Source organism: Enterobacter sp. JUb54, from assembly GCF_014298075.1.
Lineage (GTDB): Bacteria > Pseudomonadota > Gammaproteobacteria > Enterobacterales > Enterobacteriaceae > Klebsiella > Klebsiella lignicola.
This window is the reverse complement of sequence record NZ_CP060418.1, coordinates 4757032-4776146: the sequence shown is the minus strand read 5'-3', so window position 1 is coordinate 4776146 and position 19115 is coordinate 4757032. Positions and strand designations below refer to the sequence as shown.

Genomic DNA, 19115 nt, shown 5'->3' with positions numbered 1-19115 from the left:
TGTTTAAAATAATCAGACGGCTGTCTTTTGGGGGTCAGGCTACCTTTGCCTCGACGTCCGGCGGGCTGAGCACCGCGTGACGGCAATATTCCATAAACAGCTGCGTCGGTTTGGTTGGCTCGCTGCTGCGCAGATGCGCCATGACCAGCGTGGAGTTGGCCATCTCATCCTGAATCTCGACGCAGCGCACCCGCTGGCCATCATAGGTCACGTCCGACACCGGGCGGGTCACCAGCACCGAAAAGCCCAGCCCCTGGCCGACCATACAGCGCACCATTTCAATCGACGGCGAGCTATAGGCAACCTGCGGGTTGTAGCCTTTATCTTTGAAAATACTGATAAAATAGTTGCGGCTCGGCACCACATCCAGCAGCACCATCGGCAGGGCATGCAGATCGGCGAGCTTCACCGTCGCCCGCTGCGCCAGCGGATGGTTCGCTGGCAGCAGAGCATAGGGTTTCTGCGGTGCGTTGAGACTCTCCGTCTGGATGGAGGTATCCAGCTCCAGGTCATACAGAAACGCCAGGTCAAAGCGACCGCGATGCAGGCCGTGGGCGATTTCATGCTGTTCGCCGTCGTAAATTTTAATGGTGATATCCGGATAGATTTTTTTAAACCCGGCAATCAGCGCGGGCAAATAGAGCGGCGCCGCAGTTTCAAAACAGCCGAGCGAAATAATGCCGGAGACCAGTTCGTTATCCGCTTTCGAATTTTGCTCAAACTGATGCGCCAGGCGCAGCAGCTCTTTGGCCTTCTCATAAAAGCGCTGCCCGCTGGGGGTCATCGACACGCCCTGGGCATGGTGGCGAATAAAAAACTGTTGCTCAAACATATCCTCCAGCGTTTTTACCGCAATGGAGACGGACGGTTGCGCGATGTGCAGCTGTCGGGAGGCTTCGGCAATACTCTCGGCTTCGACAACGGCCACGAAGTATTTCAGCTGTTTCAGGGTGAAGTGGGGCATCGGGGAGTACCTTATTTTTTATTCTCAGAGAGATAAGCTCGTTAGCATTAAACGATGCTCCCCTGCCCCCGCAACCCCGCCAGCGGAAAAAGATCAACAATCCGACACGGGTCTGATTTTTACAAAAAATTAACAGACAGCCGCCGCACAATGGCACGCCGACGACCATCAAGCGGTACCCAGCCTGCCCGATATTAAGCTCATCGCTATTTTTTTTATAATCTAATGACATGAAAGACAATATTAAATATTGTCAAAGCACGCCTGTGGCAATAAACAAAATCGTGAAGAAAAATAAAATAATTACCTTAAATACAATACATTAAAAACCTTTCACGGCGATTCTCGCGACAGTCATCCCCGTCACCGTCGCCCCGTGAATTCGCGGCTATTTTCCCGCCAGCGGGACTAACACAGTTTTTTATGGAGGTTACCTAGATTTTTAGTCCTTTCTCGTCGTCCTCCCCTCCTGCATCATGAATTAACGGCAACAAATAAATAACAAACAAGCAACACATTAAGGGAGAGTCGGATGTCTGACAGAAACTTTTGGCAGCATAAACTGCGGGAGCAACGCTTTATCAGCCACGCGATCGTCGATGGCCGCCCCTGCTTCGCCCACAGCCGCGCGGTGTGCCCGGCGATCAACCCGGCGACCAATACCGTACTCGCGGAGGTCACCGCGCTGCAGGCGGAAGATATCGATCTTGCGGTGAAATCGGCCCGCGATAGCTTCAACGCCGGCGTCTGGTCAGGGCTGTCGCCACAGGAACGTAAAACCGTGCTGCTCAGGCTCTCCGCGCTGATCCTCGAACACCGTGAAGAGCTGGCGCTGCTGGAGAGTGCCAGCATGGGCAAACCGGTCAACGATGCGCTGAATATCGATATTCCCGGCGCCGCGTACGTCATCGCCTGGTACGCCGAGAGCATCGACAAAATGTACGACGAGGTCGCCCCCACCCGCAAAGGTTCGCTGGCCACCCTCACCCGCGAGCCGGTAGGCGTCGTGGCGGCCATCGTCCCGTGGAACTTTCCGCTCGACCTGGCCTGCTGGAAACTGGGGCCTGCGCTGGCCGCCGGCAACAGCGTGATTCTGAAACCGTCCGAAAACTCACCGTTCTCGGCGCTGCGCCTGGGCGAACTGGCCCTCGAAGCGGGTCTGCCGCCCGGCGTGCTGAACGTGGTCACCGGTCTCGGTACCGAAGCCGGCACCGCGCTTGGGCTGCATCACGACATCGACGTGATCACCTTCACCGGTTCGACCGCCGTCGGAAAGGCCTTTATGGCCTATTCCGCGCAATCCAATCTGAAGCAGGTGTGGCTGGAGTGCGGTGGTAAAAGCGCCAATATCATCTTTGCCGACTGCCAGGATCTCGATCTGGCCGCCGAAAAAGCCGCATTTGGCATCTGCTTTAACCAGGGCGAGGTCTGCTCCGCCAACTCGCGCCTGCTGGTTGAACGCCCGATCTACGCTGAATTCATCGCCCGGCTACAGGTAAAAATGCAGGCCTGGGCACCGGCTCACCCGCTCGATCCTCAGGCCAAAATGGGCGCCATGGTCAGCGCCGCGCATGCGCAGAAGGTGATCGACGCTATCCGCTGTGCTGAACAGGCGGGCGCTCACGTGCTCACCGGCGGCCAGCAGGTTGAGATTGACGGGGTTGCCAACTACGTACAGCCCACCTTGCTGGAAACGGTCAGCGAAGAGATGCCGCTGTGGAAAGAGGAAATTTTCGGCCCGGTGCTGGCGGTCCTGCCTTTTGATGATGAGCAGCAGGCGGTCCATCTGGCCAACAACCATATTTACGCCCTCGCCGCCTCAGTCTGGACGGATGACCTGCACCGTGCGCACCGCGTGGCCGGGCGTCTTAACGCCGGAACGGTGTCGGTCAATACCGTCGATGCGCTGGATGTCACGGTGCCATTTGGCGGCAATAAACAGTCTGGCTTTGGCCGGGATCTGTCGCTGCACGCCTTCGACAAATTCACCCAGCTTAAAACCACCTGGTTCCAGTTTCGCTAGCAGGCAGCGGCCATTGCCGCGCGCTGATTCCGCTTAAAGGAGAAAAAAATGATCGATTCTGTTCGCCCGACGCGCTCTACCACCGAGTATCAAAGCGCAGATGCCGCACACCATATCCATGCCTTCCTTGACCAGAAAGCGCTGAATGCCGAAGGGGCGCGCGTGATGGTGCGCGGCGAGCGCCTGCACCTGTGGGACAACGACGGTAATAAATACCTCGATGGCATGTCCGGGCTGTGGTGCACCCAACTGGGCTACAGCCGTCAGGATCTGGCGGATGCCGCGGCGGCACAGTTCGCCAAACTGCCCTATTACAATATGTTCTTTCACACCACGCACCCCACGGTCATCGAGCTGTCCGAACTGCTGTTCAGCCTGCTGCCCGGCCACTACAGCCATGCCATCTACACCAACTCCGGTTCCGAATCGAATGAAGTGCTGATCCGCACCGTGCGTCGCTACTGGCAGATCCTCGATAAGCCGCAGAAAAAGGTGATGATTGGCCGCTGGAATGGCTATCACGGTTCAACCCTTGCCGCCACAGCCCTCGGCGGCATGAAAGCGATGCACACCATGGGCGGGATGATCCCCGACGTCGCCCACATCGATGAACCCTACTGGTATATGCACGGCGGCGACCTGACGCCGCAGGAGTTCGGGCTGCGCTGCGCCCGCCAGCTGGAAGAGAAAATTCTGGAGCTGGGGGCAGAGAACGTCGCCGGCTTTATTGCCGAGCCGTTCCAGGGCGCCGGGGGAATGGTGTTCCCGCCGGAGAGCTACTGGCCTGAGATTCAACGCATTTGCCGGAAACATGACGTGCTGCTGTGTGCCGACGAAGTCATCGGCGGCTTTGGCCGAACCGGCGAGTGGTTCGCCCACCAATATTTTGGCTTCGAACCGGATACCCTTTCCATTGCCAAAGGACTCACCTCCGGCTACGTACCGATGGGCGGCCTGGTGTTGAGCAAGCGCATGGCCGACGTGCTGGTCGAGAAAGGCGGCGTGTTCGCCCACGGTCTGACCTACTCCGGCCATCCGGTGGCTGCCGCTGTCGCCATCGCCAACCTCAAAGCGCTGCGGGATGAGCAGTGGGTGACGACAGTGCGTAACGACAGCGGTCCCTATTTACAAAAGACGTTGCGCGAAGTGTTTGGCAACCACCCGCTGATCGGTGAAATCCAGGGAGCAGGCCTGGTCGCGGCCCTGCAGTTCGCCGAAGACAAGCAGACCCGCAAACGCTTTGCCAATGAAAACGATCTGGCCTGGCGCTGCCGGACCATCGGCTTTGAGGAAGGCGTGATTATCCGCTCGACCCTGGGACGCATGATCATGGCCCCGGCGCTTATCGCCAGCCACAGCGAGCTGGATGAGCTGGTTGAGAAGACTAAAAAAGCCGTCGACCGCACCGCCCGAGAGATCGGCCTGCTGTAACCCCCTCTGCTGCTTTTCCCCAAGCCCGCTTCACCGCGGGCTCATCACTATTTCCAGCGTCATTTCCCCCGCGCCCGGCGTTTATTTTTAAACAGCTAATAGCACGAGGTGCTTAGTTTATAATAAGCGTGCTAATTATATTACCCGTTATCAACGACACCTTGCGGTAGCCGTTCGCCATTCATCAATTATCCCTGCAAGGCACCGATGGTTCACATCGCATGTCATCGCGTGCCATCAACATTCACATACCGGGCATCCTGGGTCGCTCACTATCGGGATATTTAGAGCCTGTTTAATGAAGAGATCGACAATATGAATATTAAAAAACTGCGTGTCATGCTGTTACTGGTTGTGCCTGCTCTGGGGCTGGCCGCGGGTGGCTGGTATTATTTAGCCAACGGTCGTTACGTCGAAACCGATAATGCGTACGTCAAAGCGGATAAAACCGGCATTAGCGCGGAAGTCGCTGGCCGGGTTGAAAATGTCGCGGTGAAAGAGAACCAGCACGTTAATAAAGGCGACCTGCTGTTTAGCGTCGATCCGAAGCCCTATCAGCTGGCTGTCGCCCAGGCAGAGTCCGACCTGAATACTACCGTTATCGATTTGAACACCATCAAATCGCAATACCAAAGCAAGCTGGCGAATATCGCGGTGTCGCAAAGTCAGCACCAGTATGCCCAGCGTGAGGAAGACCGTCTGCATCGTCTGAACGGGCCTGGCTATGTTTCCGCCTCGGATCTCGATGGCGCCCATCAAAAAACGCTGCTGATGGCGCTGGAAGTCAACATGCTTAAAAAACAGCTGCAGGAAGTGGCGGATAGCTTTGGCGGCGATATTGCAATGCCGGTTGAACAACACCCGCGTTATAAAAAGGCGCTGGCCGAGTTAAATACCGCCAAAAATAATCTGTCGCACGTGCAGGAATATGCCCCGGCCTCCGGCACCATTACCAAAGTGCTGCAGAAAGGCGAATATGTGCAGAACGGCACCACCACCATGTTATTAGTCTCCGATAAGAACTTATATATCGAAGCGAATTTCACGGAAAAAGATCTGGCGCATATCCGCAATAACCAGCAGGCAGAAATTAATGTCGATTACGCCCCAGGGGTGACCTGGCACGGCAAAGTGAGCAGCATTAGCCCGGCGACCGGCGCGGAATACTCGGTGATCCCGGCCGAAAACGCCACTGGCAACTGGGTCAAAGTCACCCAGCGTGTCCCGGTACGTATTCGTCTGCAAACTGACGCCCAACAGCCGCAGCTTCGTGCTGGCCTGAGCGCGGCGATCAAAATCGATACCCAATCTGACGTCAACAGCGCGTCGTAAGGGGGAACCGTGTCTGATGTGATTGCGGCTGCGCCGCCGAAAAACAGCGCCGTTGACCGTCGCCTGCTGATCACCTTTTCGGTGATGCTGGCGACGATTATGCAGGCGCTGGATACCACCATCGCCAACGTTGCCCTGCCCCATATGCAGGGCGCCATGGGGGCCACCCAGGACCAGACTTCGTGGGTACTGACCTCGTATATCGTCGCGGCGGCCATCGCCATGCCGTTGACCGGGTTTATCTCCGCGCGTATCGGGCGTAAGCGTCTGTTTGTCATTGCGGTGATTGGCTTTACGATCGCCTCGATGCTGTGCGGTGCCGCGCAGACGCTCAACCAGATCGTGTTGTTCCGTTTATTGCAGGGGATATTTGGCGCCAGTCTGGTGCCGCTGTCGCAATCGGTGATGCTGGACAGCTGGCCGCCGGAGAAACATGGTTCCGCCATGGCCATGTGGGGCATGGGGGTGATGGTCGGTCCGATTCTTGGCCCGGCGCTGGGCGGCTGGTTAACCGAGTATTACAGCTGGCGCTGGGTGTTTTATATCAACATTCCTTTTGGTGTTCTGGCCTGGCTGGGCATTAGCACCTTCGTCAGCGAAACCCCCGTCGACCGTACGCGGAAGTTTGACCTGCTGGGATTCTTTTTCCTCAGCGTCGCCATCGGCAGCCTGCAGCTGTTTCTCGACCGCGGCGAGTCAAAAGAGTGGTTTTCCAGCGGTGAAATTATTATCGAGGCGGTACTGGCCGCGCTGGCGCTCTATCTGTTCGTGGTGCATATCTTCACCATCAAAAAGCCGTTTATCGACCCGGGGATTTTCCACGATAAGAACTTTGTCGTCGGCCTGCTGTTCAGCTTTGTGGTGGGGACGATCCTGCTGGCAACGATGGCGCTAATGCCGCCGCTGCTGCAAGGCATGATGGGCTATCCGGTGATTGACGTCGGGTTGCTGATGACCCCGCGCGGGTTTGGCACCATGCTAAGCATGATGCTGGTCGGGCGTATCGCGGGCAAGGTCGACATGCGTTACGTGATTAGCGTCGGTATCGTGATCATGGCGTTTTCCCTGTGGATGATGACGCGTTACGCCATGTGGATGAGCCCGTGGGATATTATCAGCTCCGGCGTGGTCCAGGGGATCGGGATGGGGTTAACCTTCGTGCCGCTTTCCACGTTGACCTTCTCGACGCTGCCCGCGCAGTATCGTACCGAAGGGACCTCGCTCTATTCGCTGATCCGCAATATCGGCAGCAGTATCGGGATTTCGGTCGTGACCACCTACCTGGCGCAGCAGGTCCAGCGTAACCACATGACCTTCTCCGGCTTTATTAACCCGTTCAATAAGGCGTTGCAGCATGATATGCAGTCCGGCGCGTACAACATTCATCATCTGCCGGGGCTGCTGGCCATCAACGGCGAAGTGACGCGTCAGGCGACGGTGCTGGCTTACTATCAGGATTTCCGCCTGATGATGTTCTTGTGTTTTCTGTTGTTACCGCTGGTGTTTTTATTTTCTCGGCCATCTGTTGTTAAGAACAACTAATATATTTAATACCACCGGTAAAATTCAAAATTAAATGTAAATCCATGCCTTAAAATACGCTACGACCTGTACAGTTATTGGTTGTCGTTTAATTAAGACGTGTTGATCTTCACTCTGGATATTAGTAATGCAAATGAAATACCTCCCCCTTTTTACCCTGTGCATCGGGCTGTTTTCCGGTGTTCCTTTCGCTAAGGCGGGAGAAGTTAAAACCAACGCTGAAAAATCAGCGGACGATCCGACCAAAGTCACCACCAAAGTCGGGGTCTCCTGGTCCGATAACTATGAGATGAACGACAGCAACGTCTCATTCTCAGGCTCTCTGGCCTTCGATCAGGTCAAGAAACTGAACGTCCGGGTCAATAGCGATGCTTCAGAGTGGCGCGTCGGTGGCTCATGGTTATTTCCGATTGGGATTTTGAATTTCAACTTTGGTAAAAATGAGTTTCCCGATGATTCATCGCAAACCAACTATTCCGTCGGCACCTTTATCCCTCTGAGTTTCTTTGGTATCGAGCCGGCCGGCTTCCAGATCTTCCCGATGGCGGGATATACCTATAACGATGGCGACCACATGGCGTGTAATACCGATAAACACAAGGCCTGTTCACAGCCGGGTTTTGACGGTATGCCATCGCCAGCTAACGGTTTTGAGTCCACCAATGTGACCGGCAGTAGCGGCTATCTGGGGGCATTCGCGCTGAAGCCACTTAGCGAAAATCTGCGCCTGCTGGGTTTTCTGGCGGGATCCTACGGTTCGAAGAACGATGCCGGCGACAACTACAAAGGCTACTTTGCCGGTATCGGCCTTGGCTATAACCTGACGGAACATAACTCGGTCAAAGTGATGACCTATGTTCAGGATAACAATACCTATCTGGATGAGGCGGACAAGCGCATCCTGCTCGGCTGGCAATATCAGCTGTGATCCTGCGGTGGAGGCCACGACGGCCTCCACCACTCCCCCACTATTCCCCCGCAATTACCGCAACAACGAAGGATTAGCTGGCTAACGATTGGATAAAACAACATTCTGCTTTTCCACCGCCGGGACCCCCGTTAAAAATAGCGATAAATTAAAAAATAGCTCACTATTTTGTTTTTTAATCCCCCGAACATTTCACATAACGGGTTGTTGCGAATCATAAAATCTCAGGCAGAAATAATTCTGCAACAATTCACACCTATATTTCCAGGCCTCAACAAAAAGTCAGTTTCACCCCATATATAACTGAGGCTCATTGTGAATCGCTATATTCCTTTTTCTTTGTCTCTGGTCGCCAGCACCCTTTCAGGTGCGCTCTACGCTACGCCGATTAATACCCCAATACTCTCCAGCATTGATAATTTCCGCGATATCGCGGGGACGACCTCGGTTTATACCACCAGCCACGATGGCACCATGCGCACCGGAGTGTTTTATCGCGCCAACGCGCTGACGCTCTCTGCCGCGGACCAGGCGACGCTCAGTTCACTGGGGATCAGTGACGTTTATGACTTACGTACCCCCAGCGAAATCGCCAGCGCCCCGGACGTGCTGCCGGACGGCGCCACCTATACCAACATCGACATCATCGGGAGCGGCACCTCCGGCAGCAACATCACCAGCGTGTCCGTCACCAGCGCTGCCGCCGCGAAAGCCATGATGCAGCAGGCTAACGTCTCGTTCGTCAGCGATGCGGGAATGCGCGCGCAGTTCACGACCCTGTTTAACGATTTAGCCAGCGCCGATGGCGCCGCCCTGTTTCACTGCACCGCCGGCAAAGACCGGACCGGCTGGACCGCGGCGATGCTGCTGAGCATTGCCGGCGTCGATAGCGCCACCATCATGGAAAACTACCTCGCGACCAATGACTATACCCGCCAGCGGATTGCGGCGACTCTCGCGGCGATGCCACCGGCGATGGCGGCGATCTACGAGCCGCTGCTTGGCGTCGATGCCAGCTATCTGCAGGCCGGTCTCGATGAGATCACCTCGCAATACGGCACGGTAGATAATTACCTCAAGGAAGGGCTGGGGCTGTCACAGGAGACTATCTACGTGCTGCGCGGCAAAATGGTTCACTATGCGCAGCTGCCGGGTCAGAGCGCGCTACGCGGCAACGCCGCCCAGGGCGCAGCGCTGCTGAATGCGCTACAAAATAGCGAGCTGTCCGGCCACTACACGGCTTACAACAACTACCTGCAATCGGCGATCGATGCCGGGACGCTCGGGGGCGTGGAATCGCAGGTTGGCGGGCAGATTTATGCCGATACCGCCAGCTATCTGCTGCGCAGCGGTTCGCGACTGGACAAGGCGCTGGCGCCGAATACCGACAGCCGTCAGCTACGGGACGGCGAAGGTAAGCTCTGGCTGACCGCGCTGAACGGCTATCTGGGGACCGATGGTTCTTCCCGTGCCGCCAGCAGCAACGAACACTCCACCGGGACGCTGCTGGGCTATACCCAACGGGTGAACGCGCAGCTCAGCGCTTACGGCACCGTAGGCTATAGCTGGGGCTCGCTGAGCAGCGCCAACGCGGAAGCCGACGCCAACACCACGCTGGTAGGGATCGGTACGCGTTACGCCTTCGAGGATCTCGCCCATGGTCCTTTTGCCGCCGCTGACCTTAACGCTGGCTGGGTCGATTACAGCAGCACCCGTCGGCTGAATGGCGGGTTAGGCACCGCCTCCGGCGATACCCACGGTCAGGTGGTGGGCGGTACGCTGCGCCTGGGTTACGTCAGCGCGTTTGAGGCGGTCAGCGTGGAATCCTCCATCGGCACCCGGCTCACCCATCTGCGCATGGATGCCTTCCACGAAAGCGGCAGCGAGCTGGCGCTGGACGTCGATAGCGTGAGTGAAAACAGCAGCAGCGGGCTGGCCGGGGTGAATCTCGCCTTTAACCCGCACAGCCTCGGCAGCTGGACGCTCTCGCCGGCGGTAAATATCGGCTACGAGCACTTCTTCAGCGGCCCGTCGGTCAGCACCGGTGGCCAGGTCTATCGTTATGAGGTGTGGCAGCATTCTGCCTATGATAGCCGCGATATCGTTAACGCCGGGGCCAATATTGGCCTCACCCGCGGGGCGCTGAGCCTGAATCTTGGCGGCCAGGCGGAAATCGCCAGCGGCGGAGACAGCCACGGCTACAGCGGAAACCTCAGCGTGGCTTACGCCTTTTAACGCACCGGGGCAGAGCGTTAAATGACGTTTTGCCCCGTTCATTTCTCTCGCCGGCTATTTTCCTTTGTAATAATAAGGAAATAGTCTATTTCTCACCGCTATCAAAAAAGAGTTGATCTGATATGCACAAGCTCTTACTTTGCTAACCAGTTTTCATACGAGATAAGACGATGCCGACAATAACAGCCAGTAGTATGCAAGAAGCAAAGGAATTAATTCACTGCGGGAATTACCGGGAAATTGTTCTGAATTTTGATATTGATGCTGATGATTTCTTCACCCTCGCGACGTCCCAGAATACGACCAAAGTGACCATGCGCAACACCAACCACCACTCACCGGTAACAGCAGAAAAATAATAAAACACCTCTGAGGGATTCTTTTATGTGGCTCTTTATTGGCACGCTTGCCGTGGCCTTTCTCTCTTCATTAATGCTGATTTGGCTTGATGATCGTATTGCCGAAAGCGATTAAACCATATTAAAACTCTGCGCCGCCCGGCGGCGCGGAGTTAATGATTCAGACCTACAGCGACTTCGCCAGACGTTCGACGGCGGTCATCAGCCCTTCTTCCGACACCGTAGAATAAGACAGACGCAGCGTGCGGGTGTCCGGATTGTCGTGATAGAACGCTTCGCCCGGGACGTACACCACGCCGTTTTCCAGCGTTTTCTGCAACCATGCCATGGTATCAAACGGATAACGGAAACGGGCCCACAGGAACATACCGCCTTGCGGTCGGCTGAACTCGATGTGCTCTCCGAGGCGCGATTCCAGCGCATCCGCCAGCGCCACACACTTCTTACGATAATCTTCACGGATCAGCGCGATCTGGCTATCCAGCCGGTTCATTGCCAGGTATTCCGCGGTGATCACCTGCGACAGCATATTGGTATGCAGATCCGCCGCCTGCTTGACGATCACCGTCTGGTGCGCCAGCCAGTCCGGCATGACGATCCAGCCGATACGCATCCCCGGCGCGAGGATTTTGGAGAACGTCGAGGTGTAGACCACCTGATCTTCACAGCCCAGTTCCACCGCGTGCTGATACAGCGGACGGCGGACTTCATCGGTAAAGCTGATTTCACCGTAGGGGTCATCTTCGATGATGACAAAATCGTGCTGCTTCGCCAGCTCAACCAGACGGCGGCGGCGATCGTCGCTCAGGGTTTTTCCCCCTGGGTTACCGAAGGTCGGCACCAGATAGACCGCTTTCACCTGCGTGGTGGCCAGCAGATCGGCCAGTTGCTCAACCAGCATCCCGTTATCGTCGGTATCCACGCTGAGAATATTGGCCTGCGCCAGCTGGAATACCTGCAACGCCGCCAGATAGGTCGGACGCTCCACCACGATCGCATCGCCCGGATCGAGCAGCGTGCGGGCCACGATATCCAGCGATTGCTGCGAACCGGAGGTGATATAGACGTGGCTGGCCTGGCAGGCAACACCGCGCGCCTGGCACAGTTCGCTCACGGCCTGACGCAGCGGCGGGTAGCCTTCGGTCAGCCCATACTGGAATGCATCGTTGAAGCGCCCGCTCATCACCTGCTGCACCGCCAGATTCAGACCTTCGGTATCAAAAAGTTCCGGAGCCGGAATGCCGCCGCCCAGCGAGATAACGCCGGGGAGCTTACTGTGCTTGAGAAGTTCGCGAACGGCGGAGGGCTTGAGTTCACCCGCGCGGACGGCGAGTCGCCTATCGTGCATGCTATTTTCCTTTTCTGTCTTGTTGTTGTGATGTGTTATCTGTTTCTTACTGCATATTCCCCGGCCGTGCGATGCTGGCCGGGGCTTCAGTACGTATCGTTCAGTCCGGGTTGAGGTTAACGGTTATCGTTGTCGCTCAGCACAATTAACGGCTCGATATCACTCTCTTTTTTGACCACCAGAGAATCATCGCCACGCAGGCAGGTCCCGCCGTAGTTGCCGCCCACGGTAAACGTACATACCTGAATGTATTTACCATCCACCTTCGGCAGGCACCATAGTTGCTGGTAAATATTTTTACGATCGACAAACTGCCCGCTGGTTTTATCCAGCACTTCGTCTTTCGGGCCAATCAGGTCGATGTTATTGCCGCAGCGGCCGGAGATCGGTTTCACCGCATAACCGGTTTTCGCCAGTTCTTCATTGACCACAAAGTCGGTATCCAGCAGATAGCGATGGTTCGGGAACAGCGACCACAGCACCGGCAGAATCGCCTTGTTGCCGGGGATCACCGTCCACAGCGGCTCAAACACCAGCACTTCAGGACGCAGCAGGACGTCGATCAGCCGCACCTCGTTTTGCGGATGTCCGGTGCGGATCGGCACGGCGGCATACTCATCGGCGCTCACTTCACGCACCTGTTCGATGGCGGTTTCCCAGGCCCAGGTTTTCCAGACGCAGTTCACCAGTCGTCCGTCGCCGTCGATCAACTGTCCGGCGGTATCCCAGTGCAGTTCATCGAGGCCGAACAGGATCTTGCTTTCAAAGCCTGCCTGAGTCAGCGAACGCTGGATAAACTGGGCGTGATAGTTCTCTTCCAGATCCTTGTCCTGCATGATGTGCACGAACGGACGAGCACGGCTGTGCTTCCACGCCCCCGCCAGCTCATCAAGCAGATTTTCCGCCGGATTATGGCCGGTACCGTAGTATCCCTGCTTCAGCCACTGCTCGAGGATCAGCCCGCCTTCGGTATGGCAGGAGGCGGAGTCGGCGTTGTACTCATAGACCTTCAGCCCGCGCTCATCCATACAGAAATCCATGCGGCCGGTAATCATATGATGACGACGGCGCTGCCACGAGAGGCGCAAACGCGGCCAGAGGATTTTGGGGATATCAAACAACGCCAGCAGGTTGTCATCTTTCATCACTTTGTCGGTGGCGTGCAGGTACATCAAATGCAGCTCGTTGGTCGCTTTGATCAGCTCCTGCTCGGCGCTTTCGGTGATGGTGAAATACTGGTAGGGGTCTTTATTAATGACGTGGCCGTTGGCGGCGACGTAGGCTTTCTGCAGCGAGTCTTTCTCGTTCAGCCAGTGGCCGCGGAACTGGCCTTTGTTCGGCAGTCTTGCGCCGCGGATAGCCATCGCCTCACCCGGCAGCACCGGCTGCGGCAGGCTGTGCTCGGTATCGGCGGTCTGAATCATCCAGCCTAATATTTCGGTATCGGCAAAGGTGTCTTTGATGGTGTAGAGGCCATTTTTCACCTCCAGCGTCAGCTCGCGGGTCCATTGCTGGCCCTGCGGCAGCGGCGTATGGATAACGTTTTGCTCGGCGATTCTGACCTTATTGCCCACCAGCTGCGTGATCACCGCGACGTGGCCGGTATGTTTAAACTCACCGCCTTTTTGCCAGATCAGCAGCGATCCAACCATCGGCGGGCGCTGAGAGCCGTTGGCGAAGGCCTGGAGCGGTAGAATATTGTCATTCACCACTTCGCGCAGGAAGCGCAGGGAGAATATTTCATAGGCCATGCCGACATCGGTAAAGACAAAGCCGTAGGTGAGGAACAAAAAGCGACGCGCGAATTCGACGCACTGCCATTTGTGCCCCATATACTCGCTACCGATATAACTGCGGAACGTCGCGTCATCCGGATAGTCTCGCGGATTTAAGCTGCTGTAATTCGATGAATAGATTGCTACGCCGCCCGGCGCGTAGCCTAACAATGTACCAAAAGGGGCATCACTGCTTGTCGATCCTTTGCTCATTAGCCTGACCTCAAATTAATGCAGCCTGGGCAGTTGGCGGAACAAAACTCCCTCTTCTTATCCTGCCGCAGGCACTTACCAGACAGAGGTGGGATGATGATACCACTCATTGGATTCACCGATCGTGCCCTGCGGGAAAATAACCCTGCGCCCTCGGGTAAAAGTGATATCGTTATTGATAACCTCTCCCCGTCATACTTCAGGTTGCACGCCGTTGATAACAATCCGGGTTTTTCAGGGAAAAAACAACGAATAACAAAACAACATCAGGAGTTGAGTATGAGCACACAACCGCATCTGCAGGCTCAGCCGCTGGTCTGGGGCCACGGTCCACGGACATTTGAGGTTTTCCTGGAGCCAACCTGCCCCTATTCCGTCAAGGCGTTCAGGAAACTGGACGACCTGCTGGACGAAGTCGGCGCCGATAATGTGACGATCAAAATTCGTCTGCAGTCTCAGCCCTGGCATCTGTTCTCGGGGGTGATCGTGCGTTGTATTCTTGCCGCATCGACGCTGCCGCACGGCAGAGAGCAGGCGCTCAGAGTGCTAAGAGCGGTCGCCGACCATCGCGAAGAGTTTGAGTTTACCGACCACTGTAGCGGGCCGAATATGGACACCACGCCGCAGCAGATTGTCCAGCGCATCGAGCGCTACAGCCAGGTGCTGCTGTCCACCGCCTTTGCCCGTCCTGAGCTGCAGACGGAAATTAAATGGCACAGCAAATATGCCCGGCAGAACGGCATCCACGTTTCGCCGACCTTTATGGTTAACGGTCTGGTGCAGCCGGATCTCGGCAGCGGAGACGATATTAGCGTGTGGGCCGCGCGGATTATGGCCTGAGCCTCTGCCCCTGTTCCCCGGTGAGCGGCGCTTGCCGGGGAATTTTCCCCCGCACTAAGAGCCTAATGGACTAGCCTCTAAGCCTCAGACGGTTAAACCCGACATCTAACTCCTGCTACACTCCCTCAATCTCTCACTAAAAAGGCAGGTCATCATGTCAGAGAATAATTACCAACCCGCGAAAGTGTGGGAATGGAAGCAAGGCAACGGTGGAGCATTCGCCAACATCAACCGCCCCGTCTCCGGCGCCACTCACGAAAAAACGCTGCCGGTAGGCACACATCCGCTACAGCTGTACTCGCTGGGCACGCCAAACGGCCAGAAAGTGACGATTTTGCTGGAAGAACTGCTGGCGCTGGGCGTGAGCGGTGCGGAATATGATGCATGGCTGATCCGCATCGGCGAAGGGGATCAGTTCTCCAGCGGTTTTGTTGAGGTGAACCCTAACTCAAAAATCCCGGCGCTGAGCGACCACTCCACCACCCCGCCAACCCGCGTGTTTGAATCCGGCAGCATCCTGCTCTATCTCGCCGAGAAGTTTGGTTTCTTCCTGCCAAAAGATCCCGCCGGGCGAACCGAAACCCTGAACTGGCTGTTCTGGCTACAGGGCTCAGCCCCGTTCCTGGGTGGCGGCTTTGGGCACTTCTATCATTATGCGCCAGTGAAAATCGAGTACGCGATCGACCGCTTCACGATGGAAGCCAAACGCCAGCTCGACGTGCTGGATAAACAGCTGGCCCGCACCCGCTATGTATCCGGGGAAGAGTACACCATCGCCGATATGGCCATCTGGCCGTGGTATGGCAACGTGGTGCTCGGTGGCGCCTATAACGCCGCGGAATTCCTCGATGCCGGCAGCTATAAAAACGTTCTGCGCTGGGCGCAGGATATCGCTAATCGTCCGGCGGTGAAGCGTGGGCGCATCGTTAACCGTACCAACGGCCCGCTTAACGAGCAGCTGCATGAACGCCATGATGCCAGCGACTTCGATACCCTGACCGAAGACAAACGCCAGGCATAGCCGAACGCCTACCGAAGGCTGCGGCCTTCGGTAGTTAACTCTCCAGCCGGTACCCCGCCATAAAGTAACGCACCGCCGTACAGGATTGCCCCTCTTTGAAGAAGTCCATCACCATATTACGGTCGAGGCCATAGCGACGGGTCAGGATCCCGGCTTCCCAGGCGCTAAGCTGGCGATCGCCGGTTTTTTCAAACATGCGCTGCGAATAGCCCAGCACAAACCCGCGCTTATAGTCGGCGCAAAAACTGGCCGCCTTACTGGCGCTTTCCGCCTGGGGGGCATTGAGCCCCGCCATGAGTCCTTTGCCGAAGTGGTTATCCATCTCTGCCTCCCCATCAGGCTATTTTGTGACCAAGTTGGCTGCAACAATGTACGCCTACTGGGATAGGCTCCTAATCGTTATATATAAAATTATATAGCGATTTTTTGAGCCAGCGTTAGCGCTATTTCTGGCAATTTTCCGGCAACGTTAGCTCAGGTATTTATCGAACCAGGCCAGCGTCCGTTTCCAGGCCAGTTCGGCGGCCTCGCGGTCATAGCGCGGTGTGGAGTCGTTGTGAAAACCGTGATTCGCCTGGGGATAGATGTAGGCTTCGTACACTTTGTTGTGCGCCTTCAGCGCCGCTTCATAGGCCGGCCATCCGGCGTTGATTTGCTTATCCAGCTCCCCATAGTGCAGCAGCAGCGGCGCATGGATTTTTTCAACATCGGCGACCGGCGCCTGACGGCCATAAAACGGCACCGCGCAGGCCAGCTCCGGGATGGCGACCGCGGCGGCATTGCACACTCCGCCGCCGTAACAAAAACCGGTGATCCCCACCTTGCCGCTCGCCTGCGGATGCTTTTCCATAAAGGCGACAGCGGCAAAAAAATCGTTCATCAGCTTCTGCGGATCGACTTTTTTCTGCAGCTCGCGTCCCTCGTCATCGTTGCCGGGATAGCCACCCACGGAGCTCAGGCCATCCGGCGCCAGCGCGATATAGCCGGCTTTTGCCACCCGCCGGGCAACATCTTCAATATAGGGATTCAGGCCGCGATTCTCATGCACCACAATCACCGATGCCGGTTTCACGGTCGCGGTGGTCGGCACCACCAGATAAGCGCGCACCTCGCCGTGGCCGTCGGGAGAGGGATAGCGAATATATTCCGCACGAATATCCGGGTCGGTAAACAGCACCTGCTCTGCCAGCGCATAGTTGGGTTTCAGCAGGTTAAACAGCGCCAGCGCGGTCATGCCGCCGACGGCGTATTTACCGGCCAGCTGCAAAAACTCCCGCTTGGTAATTTTGCCGTGCGCGTAATAGTCGTAATACTCCAGTAACTCTTGCGGAAAATCTTTCGCCGTCAGTCGCGTCATCATCTTTTCTCCGGAAATGAAGCCCTATTAAGCAAAGCATAAGCTCACTATGTCGCCAGCAATCTTACGCATTGTGATCCAGCAAACGTCACCAGAGTGCCATACCAGATAAAATAGAAACAACGTTTTAATTCATGAGGAGAGAACATGTCCTGGTTAGCCGCCCCTACCCGCTACGACCAGATGCAGTACCGCTACTGCGGCAAAAGCGGTCTGCAGCTGCCCCTGTTGTCGCTGGGACTGTGGCACAACTTCAGCCACGGTCACGCGCTGGATGACCAGCGTGCGCTGTTGCGCAAAGCGTTTGATCTGGGGATTACCCACTTCGATCTGGCCAATAACTACGGGCCGCCGCCCGGCAGCGCTGAAGAAAACTTTGGCCGCCTGCTGCGCGAGGATTTCGCCGCCTACCGCGATGAGCTGATCATCGCGACGAAAGCCGGCTATTCCATGTGGCCCGGCCCTTACGGCAACGGCAGCTCACGCAAATACCTGCTTTCCAGCCTCGACCAGAGCCTGAAGCGCATGGGGCTGGATTACGTCGATATTTTCTATTCGCATCGCGTCGATGAAAACACCCCGATGGAAGAGACCGCCGCCGCGCTGGCGCAGGCGGTACAGAGCGGTAAAGCGCTGTATGTCGGGATCTCCTCCTATTCACCGGAGCGCACCCGGGAGATGGCGGCGCTGCTGCGCGAGTGGAAGATCCCGCTGCTGATCCACCAGCCCTCCTACAACCTGCTTAACCGTTGGGTCGACACCAGCGGGCTGCTGGATACGCTGGAGGAGAATGGCGTCGGCTGCATCGCCTTTACGCCGCTGGCGCAGGGCTTGCTGACCGGCAAATATCTCCAGCAGATCCCGGAGGGGTCGCGGATGTTCTACGAAGGGAAACGGGCGCGCGGGCTGACGGAAAATATGCTCAGCGAGGCCAACCTCAACAGCCTGCGGTTATTGCAGGAGATGGCGAATAGCCGTGGCCAGAGTATGGCCCAGATGGCCCTCAGCTGGCTGCTGAAGGACTCGCGGGTGACCTCGGTACTGATTGGCGCCAGTCGTCCGCAGCAGCTTGAGGAGAACGTTCAGGCGCTGCAAAACCTGACCTTCAGTGCAGAAGAGCTGGCGCGGATTGACCAGCACGTGGCCGACGGGCAGCTCAATTTATGGCAAACGTCGTCGGATCAATAAGAAACCGGCCCGGCGGTCGAGCGCCGCCGGGCCTGACAATCAGTGCTTATCCTTGGTCAGACGGTCAAGATAGCCCATCACAAACGCCGACAGCACAAAGGTCAGATGGATGATGACGTACCACATCAGTTTGTTGTCCGGTACGTTTTTGGCATCCATAAAGACCCGCAGCAGATGGATCGACGAGATAGCGACAATCGACGCCGCCACTTTGTTTTTCAGCGAAGTAGCGTCCATTTTGCCCAGCCAGCTGAGCTTTTCCTTGCCTTCGTTGATATCCAGCTGAGAGACAAAGTTTTCGTAGCCGGAGAACATCACCATCACCAGCAGGCCGCCCACCAGCGTCATATCAACCAGCGACAGCAGTGTCAGAATCAGGTCCGACTCACCGACGCTGAAGATATGCGGCAGGATGTGGAATATCTCCTGAAAAAATTTGATCGACAGCGCAACCAGCCCGAGCGACAGGCCAAAATAAATCGGTGCCAGCAGCCAGCGTGAGGCATACATAGCATTTTCCAGAAAGCGTTCCATAGGATCCTGTAAGTTAATAAAAATG

The 19115-nt window shown here is 56.4% G+C and carries 17 protein-coding genes; 10 read left to right on the top strand and 7 right to left on the bottom strand.

The genetic code is table 11. The features are described 5' to 3' along the window. Positions 1-34 precede the first annotated feature (34 nt). Entirely contained in the window at positions 35-964 is a 930-nt protein-coding gene (locus HF679_RS22130; RefSeq protein ID WP_123756480.1) for a LysR substrate-binding domain-containing protein, read from the bottom strand. A gap of 532 nt (positions 965-1496) precedes the next feature. Here HF679_RS22130 and HF679_RS22125 point away from each other — a divergent pair. The 7 genes from HF679_RS22125 (at position 1497) to HF679_RS22095 (ending at position 10814) form a co-directional block, all read left to right on the top strand. After that, the gene (locus HF679_RS22125) at positions 1497-2987 is read left to right on the top strand and encodes an aldehyde dehydrogenase (protein WP_187042377.1); all 1491 of its coding nucleotides are present in this window, start codon (positions 1497-1499) and stop codon (positions 2985-2987) included. A gap of 48 nt (positions 2988-3035) precedes the next feature. Then, complete coding sequence (locus HF679_RS22120; RefSeq protein WP_123756478.1) at positions 3036-4418, top strand: aspartate aminotransferase family protein; 1383 nt, start codon at positions 3036-3038, stop codon at positions 4416-4418. A gap of 315 nt (positions 4419-4733) precedes the next feature. Next, complete coding sequence (locus HF679_RS22115; RefSeq protein WP_123756477.1) at positions 4734-5750, top strand: HlyD family secretion protein; 1017 nt, start codon at positions 4734-4736, stop codon at positions 5748-5750. A gap of 9 nt (positions 5751-5759) precedes the next feature. After that, positions 5760-7292 (top strand): DHA2 family efflux MFS transporter permease subunit, encoded by a 1533-nt coding sequence (locus HF679_RS22110; protein WP_123756476.1) that lies wholly within the window; start codon positions 5760-5762, stop codon positions 7290-7292. A 127-nt stretch (positions 7293-7419) separates the two neighbouring features. Then, the gene (locus HF679_RS22105; RefSeq protein WP_123756475.1) at positions 7420-8220 is read left to right on the top strand and encodes a hypothetical protein; all 801 of its coding nucleotides are present in this window, start codon (positions 7420-7422) and stop codon (positions 8218-8220) included. Positions 8221-8535: 315 nt separating this feature from the next. Next, positions 8536-10455, top strand: a complete 1920-nt coding sequence (locus HF679_RS22100; RefSeq protein WP_123756474.1) for a tyrosine-protein phosphatase — start codon at positions 8536-8538, stop codon at positions 10453-10455. 170 nt (positions 10456-10625) lie between these two features. Next, positions 10626-10814 (top strand): hypothetical protein, encoded by a 189-nt coding sequence (locus HF679_RS22095; protein ID WP_123756473.1) that lies wholly within the window; start codon positions 10626-10628, stop codon positions 10812-10814. Positions 10815-10980: 166 nt separating this feature from the next. Here the strand turns inward: HF679_RS22095 and HF679_RS22090 are convergent, their stop codons facing one another. From HF679_RS22090 to HF679_RS24985, 3 genes are all read right to left on the bottom strand, one after another. Continuing rightward, positions 10981-12162 carry a PLP-dependent aminotransferase family protein gene (locus tag HF679_RS22090; RefSeq protein WP_123756472.1) on the bottom strand — a complete coding sequence of 394 codons (1182 nt, stop codon included), beginning with the start codon at positions 12160-12162 and terminating at the stop codon, positions 10981-10983. Positions 12163-12278: 116 nt separating this feature from the next. Next, positions 12279-14150: a bifunctional glutathionylspermidine amidase/synthase gene (gene gss, locus HF679_RS22085; RefSeq protein WP_123756471.1), complete on the bottom strand. Its 1872-nt coding sequence runs from the start codon at positions 14148-14150 to the stop codon at positions 12279-12281. A gap of 75 nt (positions 14151-14225) precedes the next feature. Then, positions 14226-14330, bottom strand: a complete 105-nt coding sequence (locus HF679_RS24985) for a hypothetical protein (protein WP_315970249.1) — start codon at positions 14328-14330, stop codon at positions 14226-14228. A gap of 99 nt (positions 14331-14429) precedes the next feature. Between HF679_RS24985 and HF679_RS22080 the strand changes: the two genes are divergently transcribed. Both HF679_RS22080 and yghU read left to right on the top strand, forming a co-directional pair. Beyond that, the gene (locus HF679_RS22080; RefSeq protein WP_123756470.1) at positions 14430-14990 is read left to right on the top strand and encodes a DsbA family protein; all 561 of its coding nucleotides are present in this window, start codon (positions 14430-14432) and stop codon (positions 14988-14990) included. A gap of 154 nt (positions 14991-15144) precedes the next feature. Continuing rightward, entirely contained in the window at positions 15145-16011 is an 867-nt protein-coding gene (gene yghU / locus HF679_RS22075) for a glutathione-dependent disulfide-bond oxidoreductase (protein WP_123756469.1), read from the top strand. A gap of 34 nt (positions 16012-16045) precedes the next feature. Here yghU and HF679_RS22070 read toward each other — a convergent pair whose 3' ends face one another. Next, on the bottom strand, positions 16046-16333 hold the full coding sequence (locus tag HF679_RS22070; RefSeq protein WP_123756468.1) for a DUF2623 family protein: 288 nt from the start codon (positions 16331-16333) through the stop codon (positions 16046-16048). A gap of 147 nt (positions 16334-16480) precedes the next feature. Beyond that, positions 16481-17368: a YghX family hydrolase gene (yghX, locus tag HF679_RS22065; protein ID WP_123756932.1), complete on the bottom strand. Its 888-nt coding sequence runs from the start codon at positions 17366-17368 to the stop codon at positions 16481-16483. Between the two features lie 147 nt (positions 17369-17515). On the opposite strand from yghX, the gene mgrA reads away from it, so the two are divergent. After that, on the top strand, positions 17516-18556 hold the full coding sequence (gene mgrA, locus HF679_RS22060; RefSeq protein ID WP_123756467.1) for an L-glyceraldehyde 3-phosphate reductase: 1041 nt from the start codon (positions 17516-17518) through the stop codon (positions 18554-18556). 39 nt (positions 18557-18595) lie between these two features. Here mgrA and HF679_RS22055 read toward each other — a convergent pair whose 3' ends face one another. Next, entirely contained in the window at positions 18596-19090 is a 495-nt protein-coding gene (locus HF679_RS22055) for a TIGR00645 family protein (RefSeq protein ID WP_123756466.1), read from the bottom strand. Positions 19091-19115 lie beyond the last annotated feature (25 nt).

What these genes read in the sequence shown, in the direction of transcription:
- HF679_RS22090 (WP_123756472.1), bottom strand. Translation starts at nt 12,162, where the DNA reads ATGCACGATAGGCGACTCGCCGTCCGCGCGGGTGAACTCAAGCCCTCC.
- HF679_RS22125 (WP_187042377.1), top strand. Translation starts at nt 1,497, where the DNA reads ATGTCTGACAGAAACTTTTGGCAGCATAAACTGCGGGAGCAACGCTTT.
- HF679_RS22095 (WP_123756473.1), top strand. Translation starts at nt 10,626, where the DNA reads ATGCCGACAATAACAGCCAGTAGTATGCAAGAAGCAAAGGAATTAATT.
- HF679_RS22105 (WP_123756475.1), top strand. Translation starts at nt 7,420, where the DNA reads ATGCAAATGAAATACCTCCCCCTTTTTACCCTGTGCATCGGGCTGTTT.
- yghX (WP_123756932.1), bottom strand. Translation starts at nt 17,368, where the DNA reads ATGACGCGACTGACGGCGAAAGATTTTCCGCAAGAGTTACTGGAGTAT.
- mgrA (WP_123756467.1), top strand. Translation starts at nt 17,516, where the DNA reads ATGTCCTGGTTAGCCGCCCCTACCCGCTACGACCAGATGCAGTACCGC.
- gss (WP_123756471.1), bottom strand. Translation starts at nt 14,150, where the DNA reads ATGAGCAAAGGATCGACAAGCAGTGATGCCCCTTTTGGTACATTGTTA.
- HF679_RS22115 (WP_123756477.1), top strand. Translation starts at nt 4,734, where the DNA reads ATGAATATTAAAAAACTGCGTGTCATGCTGTTACTGGTTGTGCCTGCT.
- HF679_RS22080 (WP_123756470.1), top strand. Translation starts at nt 14,430, where the DNA reads ATGAGCACACAACCGCATCTGCAGGCTCAGCCGCTGGTCTGGGGCCAC.
- HF679_RS22120 (WP_123756478.1), top strand. Translation starts at nt 3,036, where the DNA reads ATGATCGATTCTGTTCGCCCGACGCGCTCTACCACCGAGTATCAAAGC.
- yghU (WP_123756469.1), top strand. Translation starts at nt 15,145, where the DNA reads ATGTCAGAGAATAATTACCAACCCGCGAAAGTGTGGGAATGGAAGCAA.
- HF679_RS22070 (WP_123756468.1), bottom strand. Translation starts at nt 16,333, where the DNA reads ATGGATAACCACTTCGGCAAAGGACTCATGGCGGGGCTCAATGCCCCC.
- HF679_RS22055 (WP_123756466.1), bottom strand. Translation starts at nt 19,090, where the DNA reads ATGGAACGCTTTCTGGAAAATGCTATGTATGCCTCACGCTGGCTGCTG.
- HF679_RS22130 (WP_123756480.1), bottom strand. Translation starts at nt 964, where the DNA reads ATGCCCCACTTCACCCTGAAACAGCTGAAATACTTCGTGGCCGTTGTC.